This window comes from Pseudarthrobacter sp. DSP2-3-2b1, assembly GCF_049895945.1.
GTDB lineage: Bacteria > Actinomycetota > Actinomycetes > Actinomycetales > Micrococcaceae > Arthrobacter.
The window spans coordinates 257,832-278,757 of the sequence record NZ_JAFCTI010000001.1 but is presented as its reverse complement, the minus strand read 5'-3'; the positions used below and the strand labels follow the sequence as shown (position 1 = coordinate 278,757).

The 20,926-nt window shown below is 64.5% G+C and carries 20 protein-coding genes; 8 read left to right on the top strand and 12 right to left on the bottom strand.

Annotated features, from left to right (window positions below; all coding sequences use genetic code 11):
• Positions 1–159 precede the first annotated feature (159 nt).
• Complete coding sequence (locus ACP7AX_RS01155; protein WP_426225063.1) at positions 160–885, bottom strand: hemerythrin domain-containing protein; 726 nt, start codon at positions 883–885, stop codon at positions 160–162.
• A 154-nt stretch (positions 886–1,039) separates the two neighbouring features.
• Between ACP7AX_RS01155 and ACP7AX_RS01150 the strand changes: the two genes are divergently transcribed.
• Complete coding sequence (locus ACP7AX_RS01150; protein WP_426225062.1) at positions 1,040–1,546, top strand: DUF2087 domain-containing protein; 507 nt, start codon at positions 1,040–1,042, stop codon at positions 1,544–1,546.
• 139 nt (positions 1,547–1,685) lie between these two features.
• On the top strand, positions 1,686–2,741 hold the full coding sequence (locus ACP7AX_RS01145; RefSeq protein ID WP_131682211.1) for a zinc-binding dehydrogenase: 1,056 nt from the start codon (positions 1,686–1,688) through the stop codon (positions 2,739–2,741).
• Between the two features lie 33 nt (positions 2,742–2,774).
• On the opposite strand, the gene ACP7AX_RS01140 is transcribed toward ACP7AX_RS01145, so the two are convergent.
• A complete protein-coding gene (locus ACP7AX_RS01140; protein WP_426225061.1) occupies positions 2,775–3,212 on the bottom strand; it encodes an SRPBCC family protein in 438 nt (145 codons plus the stop codon).
• Positions 3,213–3,346: 134 nt separating this feature from the next.
• Here ACP7AX_RS01140 and ACP7AX_RS01135 point away from each other — a divergent pair, with 134 nt between their 5' ends.
• The 3 genes from ACP7AX_RS01135 (at position 3,347) to ACP7AX_RS01125 (ending at position 6,648) form a co-directional block, all read left to right on the top strand.
• On the top strand, positions 3,347–3,820 hold the full coding sequence (locus ACP7AX_RS01135) for a VOC family protein (protein WP_426225060.1): 474 nt from the start codon (positions 3,347–3,349) through the stop codon (positions 3,818–3,820).
• Between the two features lie 101 nt (positions 3,821–3,921).
• The gene (locus ACP7AX_RS01130; RefSeq protein ID WP_426225059.1) at positions 3,922–4,629 is read left to right on the top strand and encodes a nitrilase-related carbon-nitrogen hydrolase; all 708 of its coding nucleotides are present in this window, start codon (positions 3,922–3,924) and stop codon (positions 4,627–4,629) included.
• A 177-nt stretch (positions 4,630–4,806) separates the two neighbouring features.
• Complete coding sequence (locus ACP7AX_RS01125) at positions 4,807–6,648, top strand: S8 family serine peptidase (RefSeq protein WP_426225058.1); 1,842 nt, start codon at positions 4,807–4,809, stop codon at positions 6,646–6,648.
• Positions 6,649–6,773: 125 nt separating this feature from the next.
• Here ACP7AX_RS01125 and ACP7AX_RS01120 read toward each other — a convergent pair whose 3' ends face one another.
• Entirely contained in the window at positions 6,774–8,828 is a 2,055-nt protein-coding gene (locus ACP7AX_RS01120) for a rhamnogalacturonan lyase (protein WP_426225057.1), read from the bottom strand.
• 249 nt (positions 8,829–9,077) lie between these two features.
• Positions 9,078–9,614, bottom strand: a complete 537-nt coding sequence (locus ACP7AX_RS01115; protein WP_131682205.1) for a hypothetical protein — start codon at positions 9,612–9,614, stop codon at positions 9,078–9,080.
• Between the two features lie 260 nt (positions 9,615–9,874).
• On the opposite strand from ACP7AX_RS01115, the gene ACP7AX_RS01110 reads away from it, so the two are divergent.
• Together ACP7AX_RS01110 and ACP7AX_RS01105 are read left to right on the top strand one after the other, a co-directional pair.
• Positions 9,875–10,819, top strand: a complete 945-nt coding sequence (locus ACP7AX_RS01110; RefSeq protein ID WP_426225056.1) for a lipid kinase — start codon at positions 9,875–9,877, stop codon at positions 10,817–10,819.
• A gap of 148 nt (positions 10,820–10,967) precedes the next feature.
• Positions 10,968–11,651, top strand: coding sequence for a hypothetical protein (locus ACP7AX_RS01105; RefSeq protein WP_426225055.1), 684 nt, complete (start codon positions 10,968–10,970; stop codon positions 11,649–11,651).
• Between the two features lie 34 nt (positions 11,652–11,685).
• Here ACP7AX_RS01105 and ACP7AX_RS01100 read toward each other — a convergent pair whose 3' ends face one another.
• The 8 genes from ACP7AX_RS01100 to ACP7AX_RS01065 all read right to left on the bottom strand — a co-directional run bounded on the left by ACP7AX_RS01100 (position 11,686) and on the right by ACP7AX_RS01065 (position 20,345).
• On the bottom strand, positions 11,686–11,934 hold the full coding sequence (locus ACP7AX_RS01100) for a type II toxin-antitoxin system prevent-host-death family antitoxin (RefSeq protein ID WP_131682203.1): 249 nt from the start codon (positions 11,932–11,934) through the stop codon (positions 11,686–11,688).
• Positions 11,935–12,012: 78 nt separating this feature from the next.
• Entirely contained in the window at positions 12,013–12,207 is a 195-nt protein-coding gene (locus tag ACP7AX_RS01095; RefSeq protein WP_131682202.1) for a hypothetical protein, read from the bottom strand.
• Positions 12,208–12,276: 69 nt separating this feature from the next.
• A complete protein-coding gene (locus ACP7AX_RS01090; protein WP_131682201.1) occupies positions 12,277–12,627 on the bottom strand; it encodes a ribbon-helix-helix protein, CopG family in 351 nt (116 codons plus the stop codon).
• A gap of 357 nt (positions 12,628–12,984) precedes the next feature.
• Positions 12,985–14,271 carry a Wadjet anti-phage system protein JetD domain-containing protein gene (locus tag ACP7AX_RS01085; RefSeq protein ID WP_426225054.1) on the bottom strand — a complete coding sequence of 429 codons (1,287 nt, stop codon included), beginning with the start codon at positions 14,269–14,271 and terminating at the stop codon, positions 12,985–12,987.
• Positions 14,261–17,707 carry an ATP-binding protein gene (locus ACP7AX_RS01080; protein WP_426225053.1) on the bottom strand — a complete coding sequence of 1,149 codons (3,447 nt, stop codon included), beginning with the start codon at positions 17,705–17,707 and terminating at the stop codon, positions 14,261–14,263. The genes ACP7AX_RS01085 and ACP7AX_RS01080 overlap by 11 nt, the downstream gene beginning before the upstream one ends.
• Entirely contained in the window at positions 17,704–18,369 is a 666-nt protein-coding gene (locus ACP7AX_RS01075) for a DUF4194 domain-containing protein (protein WP_131682198.1), read from the bottom strand. The genes ACP7AX_RS01080 and ACP7AX_RS01075 overlap by 4 nt, the downstream gene beginning before the upstream one ends.
• Complete coding sequence (locus ACP7AX_RS01070) at positions 18,366–19,808, bottom strand: DUF3375 domain-containing protein (RefSeq protein ID WP_426225052.1); 1,443 nt, start codon at positions 19,806–19,808, stop codon at positions 18,366–18,368. Before ACP7AX_RS01070 ends, ACP7AX_RS01075 begins: the two co-directional genes overlap by 4 nt.
• Before the next feature lie 144 nt (positions 19,809–19,952).
• Positions 19,953–20,345: a TfoX/Sxy family protein gene (locus ACP7AX_RS01065; protein WP_426225051.1), complete on the bottom strand. Its 393-nt coding sequence runs from the start codon at positions 20,343–20,345 to the stop codon at positions 19,953–19,955.
• A gap of 283 nt (positions 20,346–20,628) precedes the next feature.
• Here ACP7AX_RS01065 and ACP7AX_RS01060 point away from each other — a divergent pair, with 283 nt between their 5' ends.
• The gene (locus ACP7AX_RS01060) at positions 20,629–20,832 is read left to right on the top strand and encodes a cold-shock protein (RefSeq protein ID WP_024365339.1); all 204 of its coding nucleotides are present in this window, start codon (positions 20,629–20,631) and stop codon (positions 20,830–20,832) included.
• Positions 20,833–20,926 lie beyond the last annotated feature (94 nt).

Sequence of the window (20,926 nt, the reverse complement as noted above, 5' to 3'; positions counted from 1 at the left end):
TGCTCAATCGTCACTCACCGCAAGAATTTTCGGGCTGTGCCGCGCTCCGGACCTGCGAACGGCGAGCAAAGCTGACCAAGCCGGACTTCGCACCCGGAACATCCCATGCGACTCAACAACCGCCGTCGGCCGTTCCACTGCGCTCCGGGAGGGCGGAAGCTACAGGGTCGCGGGAACTTCGCGTCCCGGAAAGAGTGTGGAGTACTGCTTCCGGTACATTCGGCGCCCGGCGAGGCGGTAACCAAGGCGGACGGGCGCTGGGAGCTCCTTGAACAGTTCCTTGCGGTCTGCGGGCGGATTCGTCGCCAGCACCATGCCGAGATAGCCCACCAGGAACTTCTTGGAGAACTGGCTGATCCCGTGCTGGCCGACGCCGTTCATTTCCTCCTCGGTCATCACCCTGTCCACGGCGGGCATGACCTCGGTGACCTCGCGCCGCAGGTGCACATTGAGGACGGCCGACAGGTCCTCGTAACGCTCAGCCAGTTCCTTGCCGGCCTCCGCGTCAGCCGTTTCCATCCACCGCAGGCGGACCGGTTCGATGACCTCCAGCCGTTCCGTGACCTGCCGGTGCTGCGCGAGCATCTGCCCTATGTGCAATGCGCACGCCGGTGCCCGCTCTCCCAGCGGCGGGTACATCAGCAGGTCTTCGCCCTCGTGGTGGATATGGAGGACCTTGTCGAAGTTCCCAAGGACCTCGCCCACGTAGGCGGAGCGGGCGGTGTCACCGGGCGCTGCGGAACGGACAAGGCCGGGGGCCTCGCTGTACGCCCAGAGTAAAAAGCGGTGGATGCGCCGCATCCCCGCAGTCCCGGTGCACAGGACGGGCCCCGGCGGCAACGGGGCCGCGGTCTCGCCGGGCTGCATGGTGAAGAAGTCGGTCATTGCTGGGCCCCTAACACTCGTTTCGGCAGACCAGGACCTCTCCCCGGCAGCATCGTAACGCCCGCCCCTCACGGCGCACAATGGGATTCGGATTCCGACGGCGGGCCGTCCCGCTAAGGGGCGGCTCCGAACAGCAGGTGGAGGTGGAGGCACAATGAACGGACCGGCCGCTCACAGCGGACCGCACTGGCGCAGGGTGATGGCTGCGCTCGCCAACCGCGATGCGCGCACCGCGTACGCGCAGATTGTGCTCGGTGAGGAAGCCCTTGCCGGCGTGAAGGAGCAGCGCCGCAACCGGGCCATCGCCATTCTGCTGGAGGCCGGGCTGGTGGAGCGGACCGGAAGCGGCTATCAGGCCTCCGACACGATCTTCCACGATCTCCTGTCCCAGCAGCCAAAACGCCAGCCGAAGACCGGCGTGGACCGTTTCCTGCGCCTCGGCCGGATCGACAGATACCCGGCCAGCACGGCGGACCGGCGTGAGCTCCTGGCCTGGATCGTCGGCGAAGCCATCCAGCCGGGGGAGGACCTCACCGAAAGGCAGGTCAACGAGCGGCTGCTCAGCTACACGGACGATGTGGTGCTGCTGCGCCGCTACCTTGTGGACTTCGGGCTGCTCGAGCGGACGGCGTCGGGGTCCTCTTATTCCCGGCCGGTCTGAAGCCCGGCCGGTCTGGGCCGCCAACCGTAGGTCCCTAGCCAACGTGCGAAGCCGGTGCGAGGATGTTCGCGGGCGGCCTGGGCACCAGCGGAACTTGGCCCTTAGACGACATGCACGTTCACCGAATGGAAGGACCATCATGAAGGCAGCACGTTTCCACGGCCGCGAGGATATCCGTATCGAGGACATTCCGGAGCCGGAGCTCCGTGCCGGAGCCGTGAAGATCGACGTCGCGTGGTGCGGTATTTGCGGCTCGGACCTGCACGAATACCTCGAAGGTCCCATCTTCATCCCCGCGCCGGGACATCCGCACCCCCTCTCCCACGAGGAAGCACCGGTGACCCTGGGACACGAATTCTCGGGGACTGTCTCAGAAATTGGCGAAGGTGTGGACGGGATCGCGGTGGGGGACAACGTCGTCGTCGAGCCGTACTTTGTGGATGGCGACTGCGACATGTGCCAGGCGGGCAGCTACCACCTCTGCCGGCAGATGGGCTTCATCGGGCTGTCCGGCGGCGGGGGAGGCCTGAGCGAAAAGATCGTGGTGGACAAACGATGGGTGCACCCCATCGGGGATATTCCGCTGGACGAGGCGGCCATGATCGAGCCGCTGTCCGTGGCCCACCACGCGGTGGCCCGCAGCGGCGCCAAGGCCGGCGACGTTGCCCTGGTGGGCGGCTCGGGTCCGATCGGGCTGCTGACCGCCGCCGTGCTCAAGGGCATGGGTGTGACCACGATCGTCAGCGAGTTGACCCAGGCGCGCAAGGAGAAGGCCGTCTCCAGCGGCGTGGCGGACCACGTGCTGGACCCCAGCCAGGAGGACGTCCCGGCGCGGGTGCGGGAACTCACCGGAGGAACCGGGGCCGACGTCGCGTTCGAGTGCGCCGGCGTAAATGCCGTCCTGGACACAATGCTCGACGCCGTCCGGCCGGGTGCCGTGGTGGTCAACGTGTCCATCTGGGGTGCTCCGGCCACACTGGACATGCAGAAGCTGGTGCTGAAGGAGATCGACTTGCGCGGGACCATCGCCTACGTCCGGGACCATGCGGCCGTCATCAAGATGGTGCAGGAGGGCAAGGTGGACCTCAAGCCGTTCATCACAGGCAGGATCGCGCTGGATGACCTCGTGGAGCAGGGCTTCGACACCCTCATCAACCACAAGGACACCGCAGTGAAAGTGCTGGTGCATCCGTAAAGATTGTCCGGCTGCCCCTTCAGGGGCCCTGTGTCATCCCAGCAGCCGGGTCAGGGTCTTGAGGTTGCGGCGGAGTGACCGGGCCAGGAGCCGGTTCACCACTGGGTCGGGGAGTCTGCCCAGGAGGCCGCCCATCTTGGCCCCGGTCTCCAGCCGCTCCGTGACGCTCGTGCCGCCACCGTTCGGTTCCAGCATGAACGTCGCAGTGAGGTCGCGTGTTCCGTCGATTGAGCGGGACACCATCCGCCGGGGTGGCTCGAATTCCGTGAATTCGACCATCCAGTCGAACTGCTGGCCCATAAAGCGGGTTGTTCCCCGGCCTCGGGTTCCCAGACCCGGGGGACCGTCCCCAACCTGCCCGGATGTTGTGACGAAGGCATCGTAGGCCGAGAGGTTCCCGAAGTTCGCGAGGAAATCGAAGACCTCTTGCGGTGGCCTGGCGACGGTCACGGTTTCTTCCACTACAGGCATGGCGCATGCTCCCTCGAAGCCAGATATTCCTGCCCTAGACACAAGGTACCCCTTCCTTTGGGGCCTGTCACTACTTTCGTAGTGCCGGCAGAATCTCTAGAGGAAGCCGCCGCTGCGGGACTAGAATCTTGGGCATGAAACAGGCTCCCCACGGCGCGAAATTCGGCCACGTCAACGTTATTGCCGCAGACTGGCGGCGGCTCGCCGACTTCTACGGGCGGGTTTTCGGCTGCGAACTCGTCCCACCTGAGCGCGATTACGGCGGTAGCGATCTCGAGCGGGGCACAGCCGTGCCCGGGGCGACTCTGCGCGGTGTCCACCTGCGGCTGCCCGGCCAGGGGGACAACGGGCCGACGCTCGAGATCTACACATACGGCGAGAACGTTCCGGGCGGTACGCCGGCTGCCAACCGCACCGGCTGGGGCCACGTTGCCTTCGTGGTTGACGACGTCGACGCTGCCCGGGAAGACGTCCTCCAGAACGGCGGGGCCGACGTCGGCGAGATCGTCACGCTGCAGACGGCCGATGGGCGGCGGGTCACCTGGTGCTACGTCAGTGATCCGGAAGGCAACCTGGTGGAGCTGCAAAGCTGGTCCAACCCCGGCTAGCCTCCGCGCCAGCGCGCTCTGCTCCTGAGTCCCCCGGTTCACGGGCGCTGGAAGCGCTGCAGTATTGACGGGGTATTGCATCCGGTGCCAACTCCGTCGACGTGCCGGGCCCCCACATTGACCGTTTCATCCAGGCGTGTGCCGAGCACGATATGTATTGCGTGCTTGGAGTGAACGAACGGGAATCTGTCAGGCCTGGAAGTCTTTACAACACCATGATCTTGATTGGTCCTGAGGGTCTGCTCTGGAAACACCGGAAGTTGATGCCCACGATGCACGAACGCCTGTTCCACGGTGTTGGTTACGGACAGGATCTGAAAGTCACCGATACTCCCATCGGGAGGGTTGGGGGCCTCATCTGCTGGGAGAACCGCATGCCTCTGGCCCGGTATGAGGTGTACCGTCAGGGCGTGCAGATCTGGGCGGCCCCGACTGCCGACGACGCTGACGGCTGGCTCTCCACAATGAGTCACATAGCGATCGAGTCCGGCGCGTTCGTGGTTTCGGCGCCTCAGTACATCCCGCGCTCTGCGTTTCCCGATGATTTCCCCGTACCGATGCCGGACGATGGCAAGGCCTTTGGACGAGGCGGGGCAGCGATCTTCGAGCCGGTCCAGGGCCGGGCAATAGCAGGGCCACTCTACGATCAGGAAGGGATCGTTGCCGCAGACGTCGACTTGGGCCGCTGCATGACCGCGAAACGATTGTTCGACGTCGTTGGGCACTACAGCCGCGAAGACGTCCTCCGCCCACAGGCCTCAACCGGCAACGGTTCGGACGGCTCAGCGGCCCGCGGGGGGAATGGCTGAACCGCAAGCGAAGAGGCGGCATCAGCGGGCGCGGTCCGGCTGCGGCGGCGATCACATAACGAAGAGCTCAGCGCCATTGCCAGCGGCCTCGAAGGCACTACAGTTGCGGCAGGATGTTCGTGCTGGACCAGTAAGTTCGGACAAATGATTCGCTGAGGCCCAGAAAGAACAGTGCAGATGTCGATACCGCCGTACCTATTGAAAACCGTTACATCTGTATTCTTCGCCTCAATAGTTCTGTCTCTGGCCCCGGCAGTTGCACGTGCTGATCCTGCAACCATTCCGCCGTCGCCGGCTTTTCCTTCTCCTTCGGCTCCCTCTGCTCTGCCCGGAGGAGAGCAGCGATATATCGTGAAATATGGCGATGAGGTGAATGCAGAAGCGGAGTCAAGTTCCCTGCGGCAACAAGGGATTGAAGTTAAAGCAACTCTTTCCCACGCAATGAAAGCGTCAGTGGTTGTGGCGACACCTAAGGAAATGGAGTCCCTGCAAGAATCAGAAGACGTGGCCTCCGTTGAACTTGACACTCGCGTTTCAATCTCCGGCACAACGTCTATCTGGGGACTTGACCGGGTAGATCAGCGCTCAGGAAGAGACGGACAGTACAGCGTCGGTGATGAAGGTGCGGGTGTGAACATCTATGTAGTTGACACCGGGCTCAATGTTTCCCACACAGAATTTACCGGCAGGGTTCCGGCCGTCTGGTGGGGCGTTCATGACGGCAATGGAATCAATGACTGTAATGGTCACGGGACGCACGTGGCTGGGACGGCCGCCGGAACAACCTATGGCGTTGCCAGGAAAGCAAGCATCATCCCCGTGCGGGCGCTTGAGTGTGACGGAAGCGGTTGGGCTTCAACGATCATGGCAGGAATTGACTGGTCAGTTCAGCACCACGTGGCTGGTCAGCCGGCAGTACTGAACCTGAGTATTGGCGGTTTCACTAATGCTTCATTTGACGAAGCCGTTCAAAGTGCTGTGACCGACGGGATGACGGTCATCGCATCAGCGGGCAACTCCGGTGCGGATGCCTGTGCTAATTCTCCTGCTCGCGTTCCGACTGCTATTACCGTTGCAGCAACGAATATCGACGACGCTCAAGCGTCATGGTCCAACTACGGCTCTTGCGTTGATATTCAGGCGCCGGGAGTATTCATCAGGTCTGCTTGGAGCAATGCCCCGACCGGCTACAACACTTTGGACGGCACTTCAATGGCTGTTCCGCACGTGTCAGGTGCGGCCGCAATCCTGCTGTCCCGCGCCCCTTGGTTATCCCCTGCCCAAGTTCACCAGTCGATGATCAATAATGCGACGGCGGGTGTCATAAGTGCCAATAAGGGCGCAACTCCCAACAGGCTGCTTTATATCCCCGCAGCCAATCCGGCTCCGCCCTCCTGCTCCGATCTCCAACCTGGTGACGCATGGGCCGGGGTAGGTACGCATTGCGGGTTGCAGGGGCCAGCAGCTTCTACCCTCGCCACTGCTGAAGCCACCCCCGCAACGGCTGCTGAAACGTCCGCCGCAACTGCTGCTGAAGCTTCCGGTCCCATTGCCACGACTAATGCAGTCCCGGCACCTGCTACCACTGCCCCGGCGCTGGCTCCCGAACAACCGGGAGCACGGGCATATGCTCCCTCCCAGGAGACTGCAGCCGCTTCCACCCGAAACACCCCAGCTGCTGGCAATGCGGCGCAGGAAGTGGCGGTGGCTGAACCTGGGGTAATTTCACCTGAGACTGTAGTGGATGAAGTCACCCAGGAACCTCAGGCGACATCCCCGGAAACATATTCGTCAACAGCGGCAGCGGACTCTGCCTCTGCTCTGCCACCAAATGGCATTGTCACTATCGCCCCGGCGGGGGATACATTCGAAGACGCCACGGAGGCCAAGGTCGTCGCCGGAGGGACCAATTTTGGTTGGATAATCACGCTCGGATTAGTCCTTGGTGGGGTGGCTGTTGCCTATGCAATCAGGAGATTGAAATCACCGAAATCCACTGGAGACGCCACACGGCCGTGAAAGTGCTGGCCCCCTGAGGAGTTCAGGCGTGAGCCACAACGCCGAGCGCTTGCTGGAAACACGAAGGGTCCTGCCCCGCACCATTCGTGCGGGGCAGGACCGTTCGTGTTTGACGCGCCGGGTGATTACTTGGCGACGCCCGTGTAAGTAACTGCAGGCATGGCCGGCGTTTCCATGCCCTCGCCGATGAAGAAGCTCGGGTGCGGCGGTTGGTTGTAGGCCACGTTTTCGCGGGCTACTCCCGTCCGGTACATCGGGTCATGCATCAGCGTGCGGAGGCGGACCTCGGTGGGCGCCGTGCTGGTGTAGATCCGCAGTTCAGTGCTGTCCGACGAAGGGAAGGCCAGTTCCTCGCGCCAGTCACCGAGGAGGTCCGCCTGGAGTGAGGGGTTGCCCTTGGTGTGGTTGTTGCTCCGGGCGCCGGTGGCGGTCAGGAGCCTGTCGCTGGTTTCGGTTTCCCAGTTCCACTTGGAGATGGTGGGCACGCCGACGCCGGCCACGGCGTCGAAGTCATGGTCAACGATCTCGCGGAGCAGGTCGCCGTCCCACCACGCCATGAAGTTGGCGGCCGGGATCTTCTCGGCGATCAGCTCGCCCTTGGCGGACATCAGCTGGCCCCGCGGGGAGTTCCAGGAGGCGTCGCCGCCCACAGCCCAGCCCTCTGCCCCGGCGTAGCGGGGATCGATGTCGCCGGCAGCGCCGCGGCCCGTGTCCTTGACGGCCGGTATGCTCCAGAGCACCTCGCCGGTGGCGGAATCGCGGAACGTGGCGCCGCGCTTCCCGCTTTGGCTCAAGCTTTCGTGGACAGCGAAGGTCTCCAGGCCCGGGCGGGACGGATCCAGATCGCTCGTGTGGATCGCGTCGCCGTGGCCTAGCTTGGTGTTGTAGAGGGGGGTGCCGTCGTCGTCGATGGTCATGGACCCGAAGACAAACTCGTCCTTGCCGTCCTGGTCCACGTCAGCCACGGACAGGTTGTGGTTGCCCTGGCCCTTGTACTCGGCGCCGGCGATGTCCGAATCGAAGGTCCAGCGCTTCACCAGCTTGCCGTTCACAAGGTCGTAGGTGACCAGGACGGTGCGGGTGTAGTAGCCGCGGCTGAACATCATGGACGGGCGCTCGCCGTCGAGGTAGGCCACGCCGGCAAGGAACCGGTCCACCCGGTTGCCGTAGTTGTCGCCCCAGGCAGCAACCGAACCGCGCGGCGGCTCATAGGCCACGGTGTCCATGATGGTACCGGTCTCGCCCTTGAAGACGGTCAGGAATTCCGGACCCGAGAGCACGTACCCGCCGCTGTTCCGGAAGTCGGCTGCGGCGTCGCCGATCACGGTACCGGCCCCGTCCGTGGTGCCGTCCGCGGTCTTCAGGGAGAGCTCGGCCTTGCCGTCGCCGTCGAAGTCGTACGCGAGCAGCTGCGTGTAGTGGGCGCCGGCGCGGATGTTGCGGCCCAGGTCAATGCGCCACAGCTTGGTGCCGTCCATCTTGTAGGCGTCAACATAGACGTTGCCTGTGTAGCCGGACTGGGAGTTGTCCTTGGCGTTGGTCGGGTTCCACAGCTGGATGATCTCGTACTTGCCGTCCCCGTCCAGGTCCGCCACGGTGGAGTCATTGGCGGTGTACGTGTAGGCCTGCCCGGCGGGGGTAACGCCGCCTTCCGGCTTGTCCAGTTTGATCGCCAGGTAGTTCTGCGCCAGCGGGGTGAACTCTTCGGTGAGCCTGTTCTGGCCGTCACCGTTCCCCACCGTCTGGATGACGTATTTCGAGGTGGCCGTGCCGGCCGGGTCCACGTACGTGGTGCTGTTCCGGATCGGGTCCACGGTGAGCTGGACGCCGTCGCGGATCACATGGAAACCGATGCTGTCCTTGTCCAGGCCGAGCATCCGCCAGCCGAGCGTGACGCCCTGGTCAGTTGCCACCGCCACCGGGGCGCGGTCCAGGTTTTCAACCTGGCGCTTGAGCTCAGCGGCTCCGGACTGCCGGGCTGCTGCGTTCGAGCTGGGCTCTGCCTGAGCCAGCGGGACGCCGGTAAAAGCGAGGGCTGCTGCCGTGAGGGCAGCCGCGGCGGCCAAGGGCGCCGCCTTGAAGGGTTTGTAGTGAGGGGAACATTTCGCGGGGTAGGTCAAGGAACATCTCCTTTGATGCAGGCGGCAGCTGAGTCTGCCGCGTGTTTTGTAACGTTTCATTCATGGCCCGGACCTGCTGATGAGGATTGTGAACTTGTCTGGGACCGAGCGAGAAAGCGCTTTCCGCCCCTAAGGTGTATCAGGATATGACAGAACCAGTCAAGACCTTGACGGTTTGGAGCGTAGGGAATTGTTCCGGCCTGTGCACGCGAAAGCGCTCCTGCACACGGGGTGCAGGAGCGCTCTGCTCCTTATTGCCAGGTGCGAGTTGGCGGTCAGGATCGACCGTGCCCGGCCACTGAATGGGCGCTATTTCGGGCAGCTGTGCCTCGGGTTGAAGGCTGCGAACATGCCGTGCGGGTTGTCCTTCCATACCCACGCGTGCAGCGCGAAGGAGCCGGGGAACGGCCCGTCCTCGAAGTCGATGCCGGCGATCTTGGGCCGCTTGGCCGCCGTCGAGATGAACTCAGCGGCTACCAGCCTGTACCGCCCGGATTCATCCGGCATATACACGAGAACCTCAGGCTTGCGGGCCTGGGTCTTGTCATCGATCAGGTCTTCCCTCGCGTAGTGGAAGCCCATGGCCCCCACGCCGGGATTCTCGATGCATTCAGTGATCTTCTTGTAGCCGTCCTTCTTCGCGTTCTCCAGCCAGCGATAATCGTCGGTAACGTGGCGCAGGATCCTGACCAGCCGGCGCTGATCATCATTTTTCTTCCAGTCGTCGCTGTGGTCCGAGCCTCCGTGCCCGGATCCTCCGTGGGCGGCCGCAGTTCCGGGAGCAAGCCCCAGTGCAAGTACTGCAGCGGTGGCCATGGACAGTAGCCCTGTCCTGGTGCGGTTCATGGTTGATCATCTACCCCTCTGAGACGGGTATTTCTGTTTAGGTTACGAAGGCCGGGAGTTTTCACGCCTTCGCAGGATGCCGGCAGGATTCCCCGGGTACTGCCGGTGAAGGAGCCTCAAGGACGTTGAAATCGTCCATCGACTTGAGTGGCGTTTCCAGTATGCTCCTACTCCAAAACCCGGCGCTACGTTACGGGCGGGTAGTAGGGGCAGGCCGGTTTCTGCAGGAATACACAGGCAAACCACCTAACATGGCCCACATGAAGGATGCCCGAGAGGCCCGCTCTGCGGCCGTGGTGATCAACGCCGGATCACGCCGGGGAGCAGCGGCACACGAACTGGCACTGGCCACGATGCGAACCGCAGGCGTGCCTGTCTCCGCCGTGCACCCGGTGCACTCTGGGGCGGAGTTGGCCGGGACACTGGATCGGGTGATTGCGGAGGGGCACGATCTGGTGATTGTCGGCGGCGGCGACGGGACGGTTTCCTACGCGGCCGGCAGGGTGGCGGGCACCGGCGTCGTTCTTGGCGTCCTTCCGCTGGGCACCGCCAACGATCTGGCCCGCACGCTGGCGATCCCGAACAATCTTGCCGGGGCGTGCGCTGTCATCGCGGACGGGAAGGTGGTGGACATTGACCTGGGCCGGGCCAACGGCCAGCCCTTCCTCAACGTGGCTTCCGTGGGCCTGTCGGTGGGTGTCACCGAGTCTCTCAGCCCCCGCCTGAAGCGGTACATCGGCCCGTTGGCGTATGGCATTGCCACCCTGCGCGCCTATGTCCGGCACAAGGCGTTCAGTGCCCGTCTCGAATTCCCGGAGGGGGACCACGAGCCGATGGAGCTTGAGCACCTGCTCCAGGTGGCCGTCGGCAATGGCCAGCACTACGGCGGCGGGAACATGGTCTCCCCGACGGCCGGGATTGACGACCACACCCTCGACATCTACGCGATCCCGCTGGCGCCGCTCCGGGAGCACGTGAGTATTGCGCGGCTGCTCAAGGACGGCAGCTTCGTCAAACACGACAAGGTGTACCACCTGACCAGCCGACGCGTCCGGCTTGTCACCGAACCGCCGCTATCGGTGAACCTCGACGGCGAGATCGCCACGGTCACGCCCACGGACTTCACCATCCAGCGCAACGCCGTCCACGTGCTGGTACCCCAGGGCAGCACCAGCGCATTGTTCGACGGACCGGGCACTGTGTAACTGACCGGTGGAGTTGGTCCGTCACCGGCACGGACGGGCTCCGGTTGTGTGCGGGCGCCGGACTTAAGTCCCTGTTGCGCCCTGGCGCCATCGGCGTAGGTTCAGAGTGGAGCCCCGAGAATCCGGGCACCGCACCCAAGGGGGCATCATGACCAGGCCCGGAGTTTCGGCATTCAGCGTCCTGGGGGTCTGCGCCCTGATCGGGCTCGCAGGCTGTTTCGGCCCGCCGGCCCCGGCGCCCACGGGCACAGCGGCCCCAACCTCGACGGCGAGCCCCACCGCGTCCGCGACCTCGACGGCGAGCCCCACCGCGCCAAGCAGCCCGTCAGTCGCGCCCACCGCGACGGCGACTGTCCCGCCGCCGTCGTCCGCCCCCGCTGACCCCACCCCGACCGGGGAACCCACGTTCACGGGGTTCCCCGAGCAGGTGGCCCGGCTGACGGTCTACTACGTCGCCATCGGTGATAACGGCGTCTCCGGGCCCATGATCGGGTGCGGCGACAGCCTCGTCGCCACGTCCACGGCTCCGGTCCGCTTCACTGACCAGGTGGGCCCGAGCATCGGGGCGTTGCTCGCCAACAAGAGCCGCGACGTCGGCCTGTCCGGGCTCGTGAACGCCCTCTACCAGTCGGACCTGACGTACCTCGGCGGTGAACTGGCGGGTAGCACCATCACGATCTACCTCTCCGGCCAGTTCATGCTGGGCGGTGTGTGTGACGTCCCGCGAGCGAAGGCACAGCTGGAGTACACCGCCATGGCGGCGTCCGGGGCCACGAGCGCCGAGGTGTTTGTCAACGGCCGCCCGATCGACGAGGTGCTCAGCCTCAAATAAACAGGCTGCGCCTGCCGCCATGTCTTCATCACTCTTAAGTTTCTCGCGGGGCGTGCGTGCCAGTTTCGCCCGCGCGGGCCGCGTCCAGAGCGGAAATCAGGCGGCGTGCGTTCTTGGGGGAGCGCAGCAAGTAACTCGTTTCCACGAGGGCGTCGTAATCGGCCTTGGATATTAGCACTGCAGATCCACCGCGCGAGATGATCTCGACCTCACTGTGGTCAAGGTTTACGCGCTCGATCAACCCGAAAAGGTCTCGCTGTGCTTGGGACGCTGTGATTGCCATGGTCATCACCCTCTGACTTCTACTCGACATGGTAGTGCCTGCCGCGCCGTAGGTGCGGAAGTTTGCCTCCCGTAGCGGTCAACTCCCTTCGGCCCGCTCCCAGTGCCCGCGCAACAACCCTGCCGGCCGTTCAGGCTCGATCCGGTGCGGGGCATCGAAGTGGTGGCGTTCGGAGAACACCTCCAGGCGGTAGTCCGGGAAGACCGCCGCCGGGCGTTCGGCCACCTCGCCGTAATCGTCCGGGTTGCTCAGGCCGCCAAGGACAAAGAGCACAGGCTTGCTGAAGGCTTCCAGCCGGGCACGGCTGAGGTCGTAGGTTTTGAACGTCTCGACGAAGGCTTTTTAACCAGCCAGCTTGTTGTGGCGTTCCAGCAATAGATGCACGGCTTCGCGAATCAGTTGCGATTGTGGCTTGCCGAGTTCCGCCACCAGTTCCATGAAGGCGCGATATTCGACGTCGCCTATACGCCCGCGCACCGTAGCGGATTCGCCCGGCGCGGAGTCCCCGACACGGGGACGGCCACGGCGCAGGGCATGGTTGACTGCAGCCTCTGTCCCGTACTCCCGCAGCAGGAATTCCCGCCCTGCGGCGGCTGCATTGGCGCCCACTTGCACGGCAGCCGCCTCCAGTGGAGAGTCGCCGGTTAGCCGATCGGCCAGGGCATCGTAGTCGGTCTTTTTCTGCTCAGTCATCGCTGATGCTCCTCCCGGAACCGCCTGAATTTGGTGCCTAATTCCATCGCGTGGAACACGACTGCTTCTCTCCCAGTGCCCGGAAATTCGTTTACCAGAATTTCCAGCTCTCTGGCCGTTTGCCCGTGTGGCGGTCCAATGAATAGGACTATCCGCCCTTCCTTGGCTTCCCCTTGCAGTTCGGCTTCAAAAGTGGCGTTAAGGATGGCGTGTATCTGGTCACCGCGGGGGATCCCATGCCTTTCGCTGGAGCCGACCCACCTTGGTGCCATGGGATCAGTCTATCATTTTGTAGCCGAAAATTGTAGCCGAATAAATCGCGTTTTCCGCAGTACCTCTGTCTCCGGCCTTATTGGCTCAACCGCCGGTTCTTGCCAGCGCCCAGTCCCAACGGATCAGCTCCTGCTCCAGCCTGACGGCGGTGCCGAAGGTGTCCCCGCGCAAAGCGTCGTACAGCGCAGATTCCCCGGCCGTCAGCCGAGTGAGCGCCGCACGGGACGGCGCAGGCTCCGTGCCCCACACGTCACGGTGTGCCAGCAGCGTGGCCTGGTCCATCAGCACGCTGGCCACGTGCGGATGGACCGCCCGGAGCTGGTCCAGGATCCGGAAACCATGGGTGTCCAGGTCCCCCCAATAGAGGACTTCGCAGTTGCGCAGCCACTCCGCGTCCCGCAGCGACGAGAAGCCATAGCCTCCGCCGTAGATCGCCAGCGTGTCCGGGCGGGCGGGGAGGGCCAGGAAATTGACCAGGTTCTCGGTGATGAGCACCTTTTGGACCGGCAGGTCTAGCGTGCTGAACGCCTCAGCGGTGACGGCCAGGTCCCGGGCCTGGCCCAGCAGCTGCATGTCCGGATCCAGCAGGCGGAACCTGACCAGTTCGGGCGGATGCAGGAAGCCGTGGCCCGCCGCGAAGCGCGCCGCAGGGGTCCTTGCCGGCGCAAGGCCAAGCAGCGAGCCGGGTTCGGCCGGGCTTTCAGTGAGGACCGCGTCCTCCGCGGGATCCATGGCCGGGTCCAGCGCATCCGCCGTGGCCAAAAGAACACCAGCAAGCTCGCCGATCACGGCCCGGTGGGTCTCGACGAACTTGGTGTGTACCCCGGCCAGGCTCAGCTGACGCACGTAAATGCCGGGACCGGGATTGTCCCGAAGCCACAGGGCCACCCGTGCCGCCGTCAGAGCGTCCGCCCCGAGTTCCAGCAGCTTCAGCGGCCGCCGCAGCGCCCAGCGGCGGAACGCCGGATCCAGCGCCGCCAGCCCTGCAGCCAGCTCCACGAACCGGGCTGCCTCTTTCGTCCTGCCCACAAACGCGATCTCGTCCTCCGCGGCCTCATAAACCGCAGCGGCCGGCAGCTGGTTGGCGCCGATCGTGGTGCGGCCCACCTCAGCTGTCTCCAGACTGAAGCGGCCGGCGGCGGCAGCCAGCTCGGCCGCCCACGCACGGGCCGCAGCGTAATCACTCCGGAGAGTGGCCGCCGTCGGACGCTTCAACGGACGACGGCGCGGGTACAGTCCGGCGGGTTCCACCAGTTCGCGCAGCAGCGCGCCGCTGTTCCAGGCTTTCAGGGATAGCGCCTGCAGGTCCGCCAGAGTGGTCCAGCCCTGGGCAGCGCCAGAAGATCCCCGGCCCGAACCCTCAGCCGGCACGGCGGTCCCGTTCGTCCCGGTACTCCTGGATGGTCATGTTCCGCAGCTGGGAATCGTTGCCGTTGGTGTTCGCAACGAAGCCCACGTGCGCCACAAACGGTTCGATCACGTGGATCTTCTGCAGGGGAGTGACGATCAACAGCTGCAGCTTCATCCGCTGGAACAGCTCCAGACCGTACCTGGCCGACTCGTCGGAGCCGCGGCCGAATGCCTCGTCGATCACCACAAACCGGAAACTGCGGCCCTTGCCGGCGCCCTTGCCGGCGCCCGCCGCCGCACCCGCCGCCGCACCCTGGCCGGCCCCCAGCCCGAACTGGAACGCCAGCGCCGCGGCCAGGATGGTGTACGCCAGCTTCTCCTTCTGCCCGCCGGACTTGCCGCCCGAATCGGTGAAGTGCTCGAACTCCTCGCCGGTTTCGGTCCACTTCTCTGAGGCCGAGAACGTGAACCAGTTCCGCACGTCCGTGACCTTGGCCGTCCACCGTTCGTCCAGATTGGTGAACCCGTCGCGGCCACGGAACCGTTCAATCAGGCGCTCCACCTGCAGGTACTTCTGCTCCGAGTACTGGTCATCGTCCCCGATGGTGCCCTCCGAACAGGCCCGCAGGTCCGCTCCGAACTGGCGCACATCCAGGTCCGTGCTGTTCTGGTGCTCCAGCTGGATGTGCCGGCCGCGGTTGTACTCAATAGTGGCCAGCGACAGGTTGATCTCGGTAATCCGGTTCACGATGTCCTGCCGGCGGCTGTCCAGGAACGCGTTGAAGGCCACCACCTCGTGGATGGTGTTCTGGTTCAGCGACTCCTTGAAATGCGCCTCGAACTTGGGCAGATCGTTCTTCTCCAGCTGGTCCAGCAGCCGGTTGTACTCCCCGGCAGCATCCAGCGAGGCATCGATTTCCGTGGTTTCAGTCCGGTATTTGTTCCGGAAATCCGCCATCAGCCGCACGGTGTTGGTTTCCGCCGTCGCCAGCCGTTTGGACAGCGCATCAATGTCCGCGGTCAGGCGGGCCCGCACTGCACTCTCCACGGCCACCGTGTTCTTGTAGGTGAGCACCTTCTCGCCGGGCGCCGCTGCCGCAAGGCCGGCCACCGCGGCCAGCACGCCGGCGTCGTCCGTCAACGGCTCTTCACTCAGCAGGGCGCGGCACTCCGCGATGGCCTCGGCGAGGTTTTCCGCATCCGTATTGTTCGCGCCGATCCGCTGCTGGAGTTTGGCGGCGCGCTCCTCGAGGCGGCGCAGATCCAGGTTCAGGGCTGTTTCCTTGGCCGCCAGCTCCTGCAGGACGTCGCTGGCCGACTCCAGTTGCCGGCGCTCCTCCTTGAGTTCCTCGATCCGCCGGGCGGTCAGTTCCCAGCTGATCTCGCCGAAATCGGCCACAGACCGGACGGTGCCGAGCTGCTGGTTCTTCCGGCCGATATCGCCCAGCCGCCGGTCCACCTTGGCGAGCTGTGTGTCCGCCACCCGCAGCTGGCCTGTAACCTCGTCCATCTCGGCCAGGAACCGGTTGATCTTGTCCTGGTTGTCCCAGCCCAGGACATAGTTCCGCCGGTCTGCCAGGTCCTTGCGGTCATCCTTTTCATGCCGGCCGCGTCCGCCCTTGAGCTGGCCATTGGCTGTCAGTGCTTTGGGGAAGCGGCGGAAATCCGCCAGCGAGTCGCAGCAGACGTAGTCGAACCGGCCGGCGAGCTCCTCCATCAGGAAATCTCGGAACGGTGTGCCCTGCTTGATGCCGATTTTGGCGCCCAGCGTTCCTGGCTCCGCGGCCCTGGGCGAGTGCGAGTCGCCAACCTTCAGGTAGACCAGCCGGCCCTTGAGGTTGTTCGTATCCACCCAGCTGCTCACCGCCGCGTAGTGCTCGGCCGGCACCAGCAGGGACAGGGCGAATCCGCGCAGCGTCCGTTCCGCCGCGCCCTCCCAGCCGGATTCGCCGTCGCGGACGCGCAGCAGCTCGCCCACGAACGGCAGCGCCTTCTCCGGCACGCCGGTTCCCTCGCAGAGCCGTCCTCTGATGCGCAGCTGGTCCAGCGGCAGCAGGTTCCGCCGCGACTGGAGGCTGGTCAGTTCGGCCCTGAAATCGGTGGCGCGGGAGTTCAGAACCGTGCGCGTCATGGTCAGCTCTGTGCGTTCCTCCTGGAGAGCGCTGTACTGTTCGGCGAGACCGGTTTCGACGGCGGCCAGCGCGTCCCGGTTGCCGTCGAACAGCACCCGGTCCGCCGGCGCCCGGAGGCCCAGTTCGGCTGCTGCTGCGGCGTAGGTCTGGTAGCGGGTCCGCTGTGCGCCGGCTTCGGTGCCCAGGCGGGCGACGTCGGCGTCGATGGCCGCCAGCCTTCCGCCGCCGTTCGTGCGGATATCCTCGGCCACGGCGGTCAGCTCGTGCCGGACCTCGGTGATCCGGGAAGTGAGGGCCGTGTTGTCCTCGCTAAGCCGTTTCCCTGTGCTCTCCAGCTCCTTCTGGTGTTCCAGGCTGAGGACGAGCCGCTGGTTGGTGAACCACGGGTGCAGCTGGTCCCGCTGCGCCCGGGCCAGGTTGTCTTCGAGCGTCAGCTTTGCGTGCCTGGCGGCGCCGTCGCGGATGGGGGTCAAAAGGCTGATCTGGTCCTTGGCCCGCAGCACGGCGCCGTGGGCTTTCTTGAGGTCGTCGAAGTGGTGGATCAGGTTGCCGATCCGGGTTTCGACGTCGTCCTCGTCCAGCATGTTGGTGCGCACAAAGTGGGTGATGTTCTCCACCTGCTTCATGGACACCGTCCGGTGGAACAGCTCCATGGCCTGGTTTCCGCTGATGCCGAACTGCCTCTTAAAAGCGGCCGCATAGGGTTCGAAGGTGTCGTGCACTGCGGCGCCGGCGGCCTTGAGTTTCCGCTTCAGCTTGGCGGGGTCCTGGCCGAAGTTGGAGAAGTCCGCAGCGATGGTCTGGTCTGTTTCGGCCAGCGAGTAGAAGCGGCTCGGCTGCCCTGCCTCCTGGACGGCCCACAGGGTGATGGCGAGGGTGACCGACTTGCCCAGCACGGCGTTGTGGAAAACGGCGAGCACCACGGTGAGTGCGCCCGTTCCGCGCAGGGACACCGGTTTGGAGTTTTCGCCACCGGTGCTGCGGGTGCTCTTGTGGTAGCCCCGCACGTAGGACATGAGGCTGCGTTCCTTTTTCTGCGCGCCTGCGGCCTTGTTGTACTCGATCTTGTTGGCGGGCAGCAGGAGCGTGGTGATCGCATCCACCACAGTGGACTTGCCCGAGCCGATGTCACCGGTGAGCAGGCTGTTCGCTCCATCCAGGCGGAACGTCCGGACACCCTGGTGGAACGTGCCCCAGTTGAGCAGCTCCAGGCGGTGCAGGCGGTAACCCGGGGGAGTCCCGGCGTCGTCCGTTGTGCCCTGCTCCGATACTTCTTCGGCGGGTTCTTCGAGGCTGAAGAGGCTGTCCTGCAGATCGGCGGTCACGGGAGGTCCCCTTCTGTGGTGTTCGGGGCGGTGGTTCCGGCGGTAGGACCCGTTGGCCCCTCCAGCGACGCGCGGTAGTCAGCCAGCCGCGCGTCGAACTCCTCCAGCCACTGCGCATCCACATAGGCCTTCAGGATCCGGGCAACCTCGTACGTGCCGGTCTGCCCGCTCATCCTGCGCAGGAAGCCCAGCTCCACCACCTTCTTGATGTTGGTGCCCAGTTTGTCCAGGATCTTGGCCTGATTGCTGGATTCGGGCAGGAAGACGGCCACCATGTCCACGATCTCCTGCTCGGTCATGACCAGCCGGAGTTCGCTGCTGTTGGTGTCGAACTCCAGCATGCGGCCACGCAGCAGCGCCAGCAGCAGGCTGACGTCGAACGTGAGCCGCCGCCGCTGAATAAGGCGGGGGAGATCTCCCTCCGGATCTTCCCGGGACCTGAGGAACGCGTAGCCTTCCGACTCGTCCAGGATCAGGTCCAGCCCCAGCACGGAGACATAGTCCCGGGCCTGCGACTCCAGCCCGATCAGCGACTGCCAGACTTTCTCGTCCGACTCCGCGTACAGCACGCCCCGGAACAGCCTGGTCACAACGCCGGGAAGTTCCCCGGGCGTGCGGCTCTCGGTAGTCTCAGTTGCGTCCAACGTTTCGGTGGGATTCATGCCGGCCTCACAAAGATGATCTGGTCGATGGTTGCTTCGCGGATGCTGCCGTCCGGGAGTTCCCAGGACAGCTGCTGGGGTACTTCGTCATGGATGCTGGCCCATTCGGATTCGCTGGCCAGCTGGTAGTACGCCACGATCTCCGCTAGCCCCTGCTGCAGCGGATGGGCCTGCGTGATCTCCACCAGGGTGGCCTGTTCGGCATCGGCCAGGACGGCGTCGACGTTCGATTTCAGCCGCTCCTTGTCAACATGGAATTGACTGAACAGGGCGCCGGCGTCCACGTCGGCATCGTCCGCCGTGACGACGTCGTCGTCCACCATCACCTTCCGGCTGGGCTCATACAGGGGCCTGTCAAAAGGCAGCGCTACGTCCACCGACTGCGCGGCGATCTCCATAAAGACGCCCGACGGCGGGGCCTCCCGGGTGCCCAACGCACCGGACTCGATGCTGCGGATCAGCCGCATGATGCGTTTGTTTTCGAGGAAGACCTTGTCATCCAGCAGCCGGCGCATCTGCTCGGAGAGCTGCCGGACAGTGGCCTGGGTCTGGTCCACGGCGGGCAGCCAGTCCTGGTGGAGCCTGGTCACCGCGTGCAGGTCCGCCACACCTGAGAGTGCCTCGATCCGGGTGGCCCGTTGCAGCAGGTCCTGCAGTTCCGCGCGAAGCTGCGGGGACATGAGGTAGTCCCAGAAGCCCTGGAACGTGCGGCCCTGCAGGGAACTGCTGATGCCCTGCTGGTTGGCGAAGATGCTCTCCAGGAGCTCGCCCTGGCCGCCGTCCCAGGTGGCGATCTGTTCCCTGACCTGGCGGTCAAGCTTGCGGAAGTTCTGCTCCACTTCGCGGAAATCCGAGAGGAGGTCTTTGGCCAGTGACGTCAGCTGCTGGAAGTGGTCCAGCGCCTCGGGGGCTGTCATGACCCTGATGTTGCCGTCCCTGATCCGCTGCATCTCGGCATCGATACCGTCCCGTTGCCGCTGGAGCTCGGCCAGCCTGACTTCGGGATCGGTTTCGGACTGCTGGACCAGGGCCTTGAGGACCGCGAAAATGCTGGTCAGCCGCGACTGGGTTGCCACGAAGTCCCTGCCCCGCAGGCTCTCCACCCAGCGGACCACGTCCTCGGCGGCGGGAGTGAGGTCATAGTGCGGCTCGTCCTGGCCGGGCACGTAGTACTTCCGCAGCCAGGCGCGCTCAGTGGCGGCCCAGTCGTCCAGGTACTCGCCGGCCGGCCGGGGAAACTTGTCCTCGCCGTAGACATCGCGGAGGCCGAACAGGACGTCGTCGAGGTGGTCGATGAGCTCCTGCCGGCCGATGTCCCGCTGGTTGGGTCCGGTGAAGGCCTTCATAAAGAAACTGATGGCCAGCGGGGCGTTCTGCGCCCGCAACAGGGACCATCCTGGGTGGTTCTCGCGCAGGGCGTTGATGGCGTAGAAATCCATGGCGTCCTCGGGACGGGTGTGCTTGACGAACGGGATGACTGATCAGGCTTAAGCTACACGCCGGCGCCGACATTTACGTGGGGGAGAAGTGGACCGGACCTGCAGGTGCTGCCAGAGCGTCGTGGGGGATGAGGGGTAATCCGGCTACTTCTGTGGTGCCCGGGCTTTGGCGGCCTTCGTTTTGGGGGCCTTCGGGGGCAGGGTGGCGACGTAGCCGTATGCCTTACCGATCCAGGCGCGCACGCGGGCGTCGTCGCCGTCGCCCTCTTCATTCCAGACTTCCGGCAGCCCGGTGTAGCCGCCCATCGGCCGCTCCGCCGGCCCGAAAGGTACGGTCCGCTCTGAGCCTTCGAGGACTTCCCTGTCACCGTCGGCGAGCTTCACGCCGATGGTGGGTCCGAACAGCCCGGCGAACATGTTGCCGTTAACAAAGGCCCCGAGGTTGCCGAACATCGGCTTCACCACAACGTCCGGATGGTCCGGGACCGCCAGCCTGAAGCGTTCCTTGCCGGCGTCGGACGCTTTGGGCATCTCCATGGTTCCCTCCAGGGGGTTGGGTGCAGCTTGGATCTGTTGGCAGGATATGCCCGCTGCGGTGGGAGGTACAGGTCGCGAGGTACAGGGCCTCGAATTGGCAGTGGTAAGTGCTGCCTGGAAACTCCTGTACAGTTGATTTTGTTGTTGTGTTTATGCAGTTCGTAGTTCAGGCAGTACGCGCGGTCGAAAGTCCGCGTTCTTCTGAAGTAGCGGTTTTGAACACCCCACACCGGAGGACCCGAAAGTCGGGACTTTTCCTCCACCTTCACGAAGGACAAAAATAATGGCTACTGGTACCGTCAAATGGTTTAACGCTGAAAAGGGCTTCGGCTTCATTTCCCCCGATGACTCCTCACAGGACGTTTTCGCTCACTACTCCGCGATCGCCTCTTCCGGCTTCCGCTCACTCGAAGAGAACCAGAAGGTTTCCTTCGAAACCGAGCAGGGCCCCAAGGGTCCCCAGGCCGTCAACATCCAGGCACTCTAATTCATTAGAGATTCTGGGGCCTTAGGGTTTCATTTTCAAAAGCAGGGCCGGTCACTGACCGGCCCTGCTTTTTTGTGCCTCTTCTAAACCAACC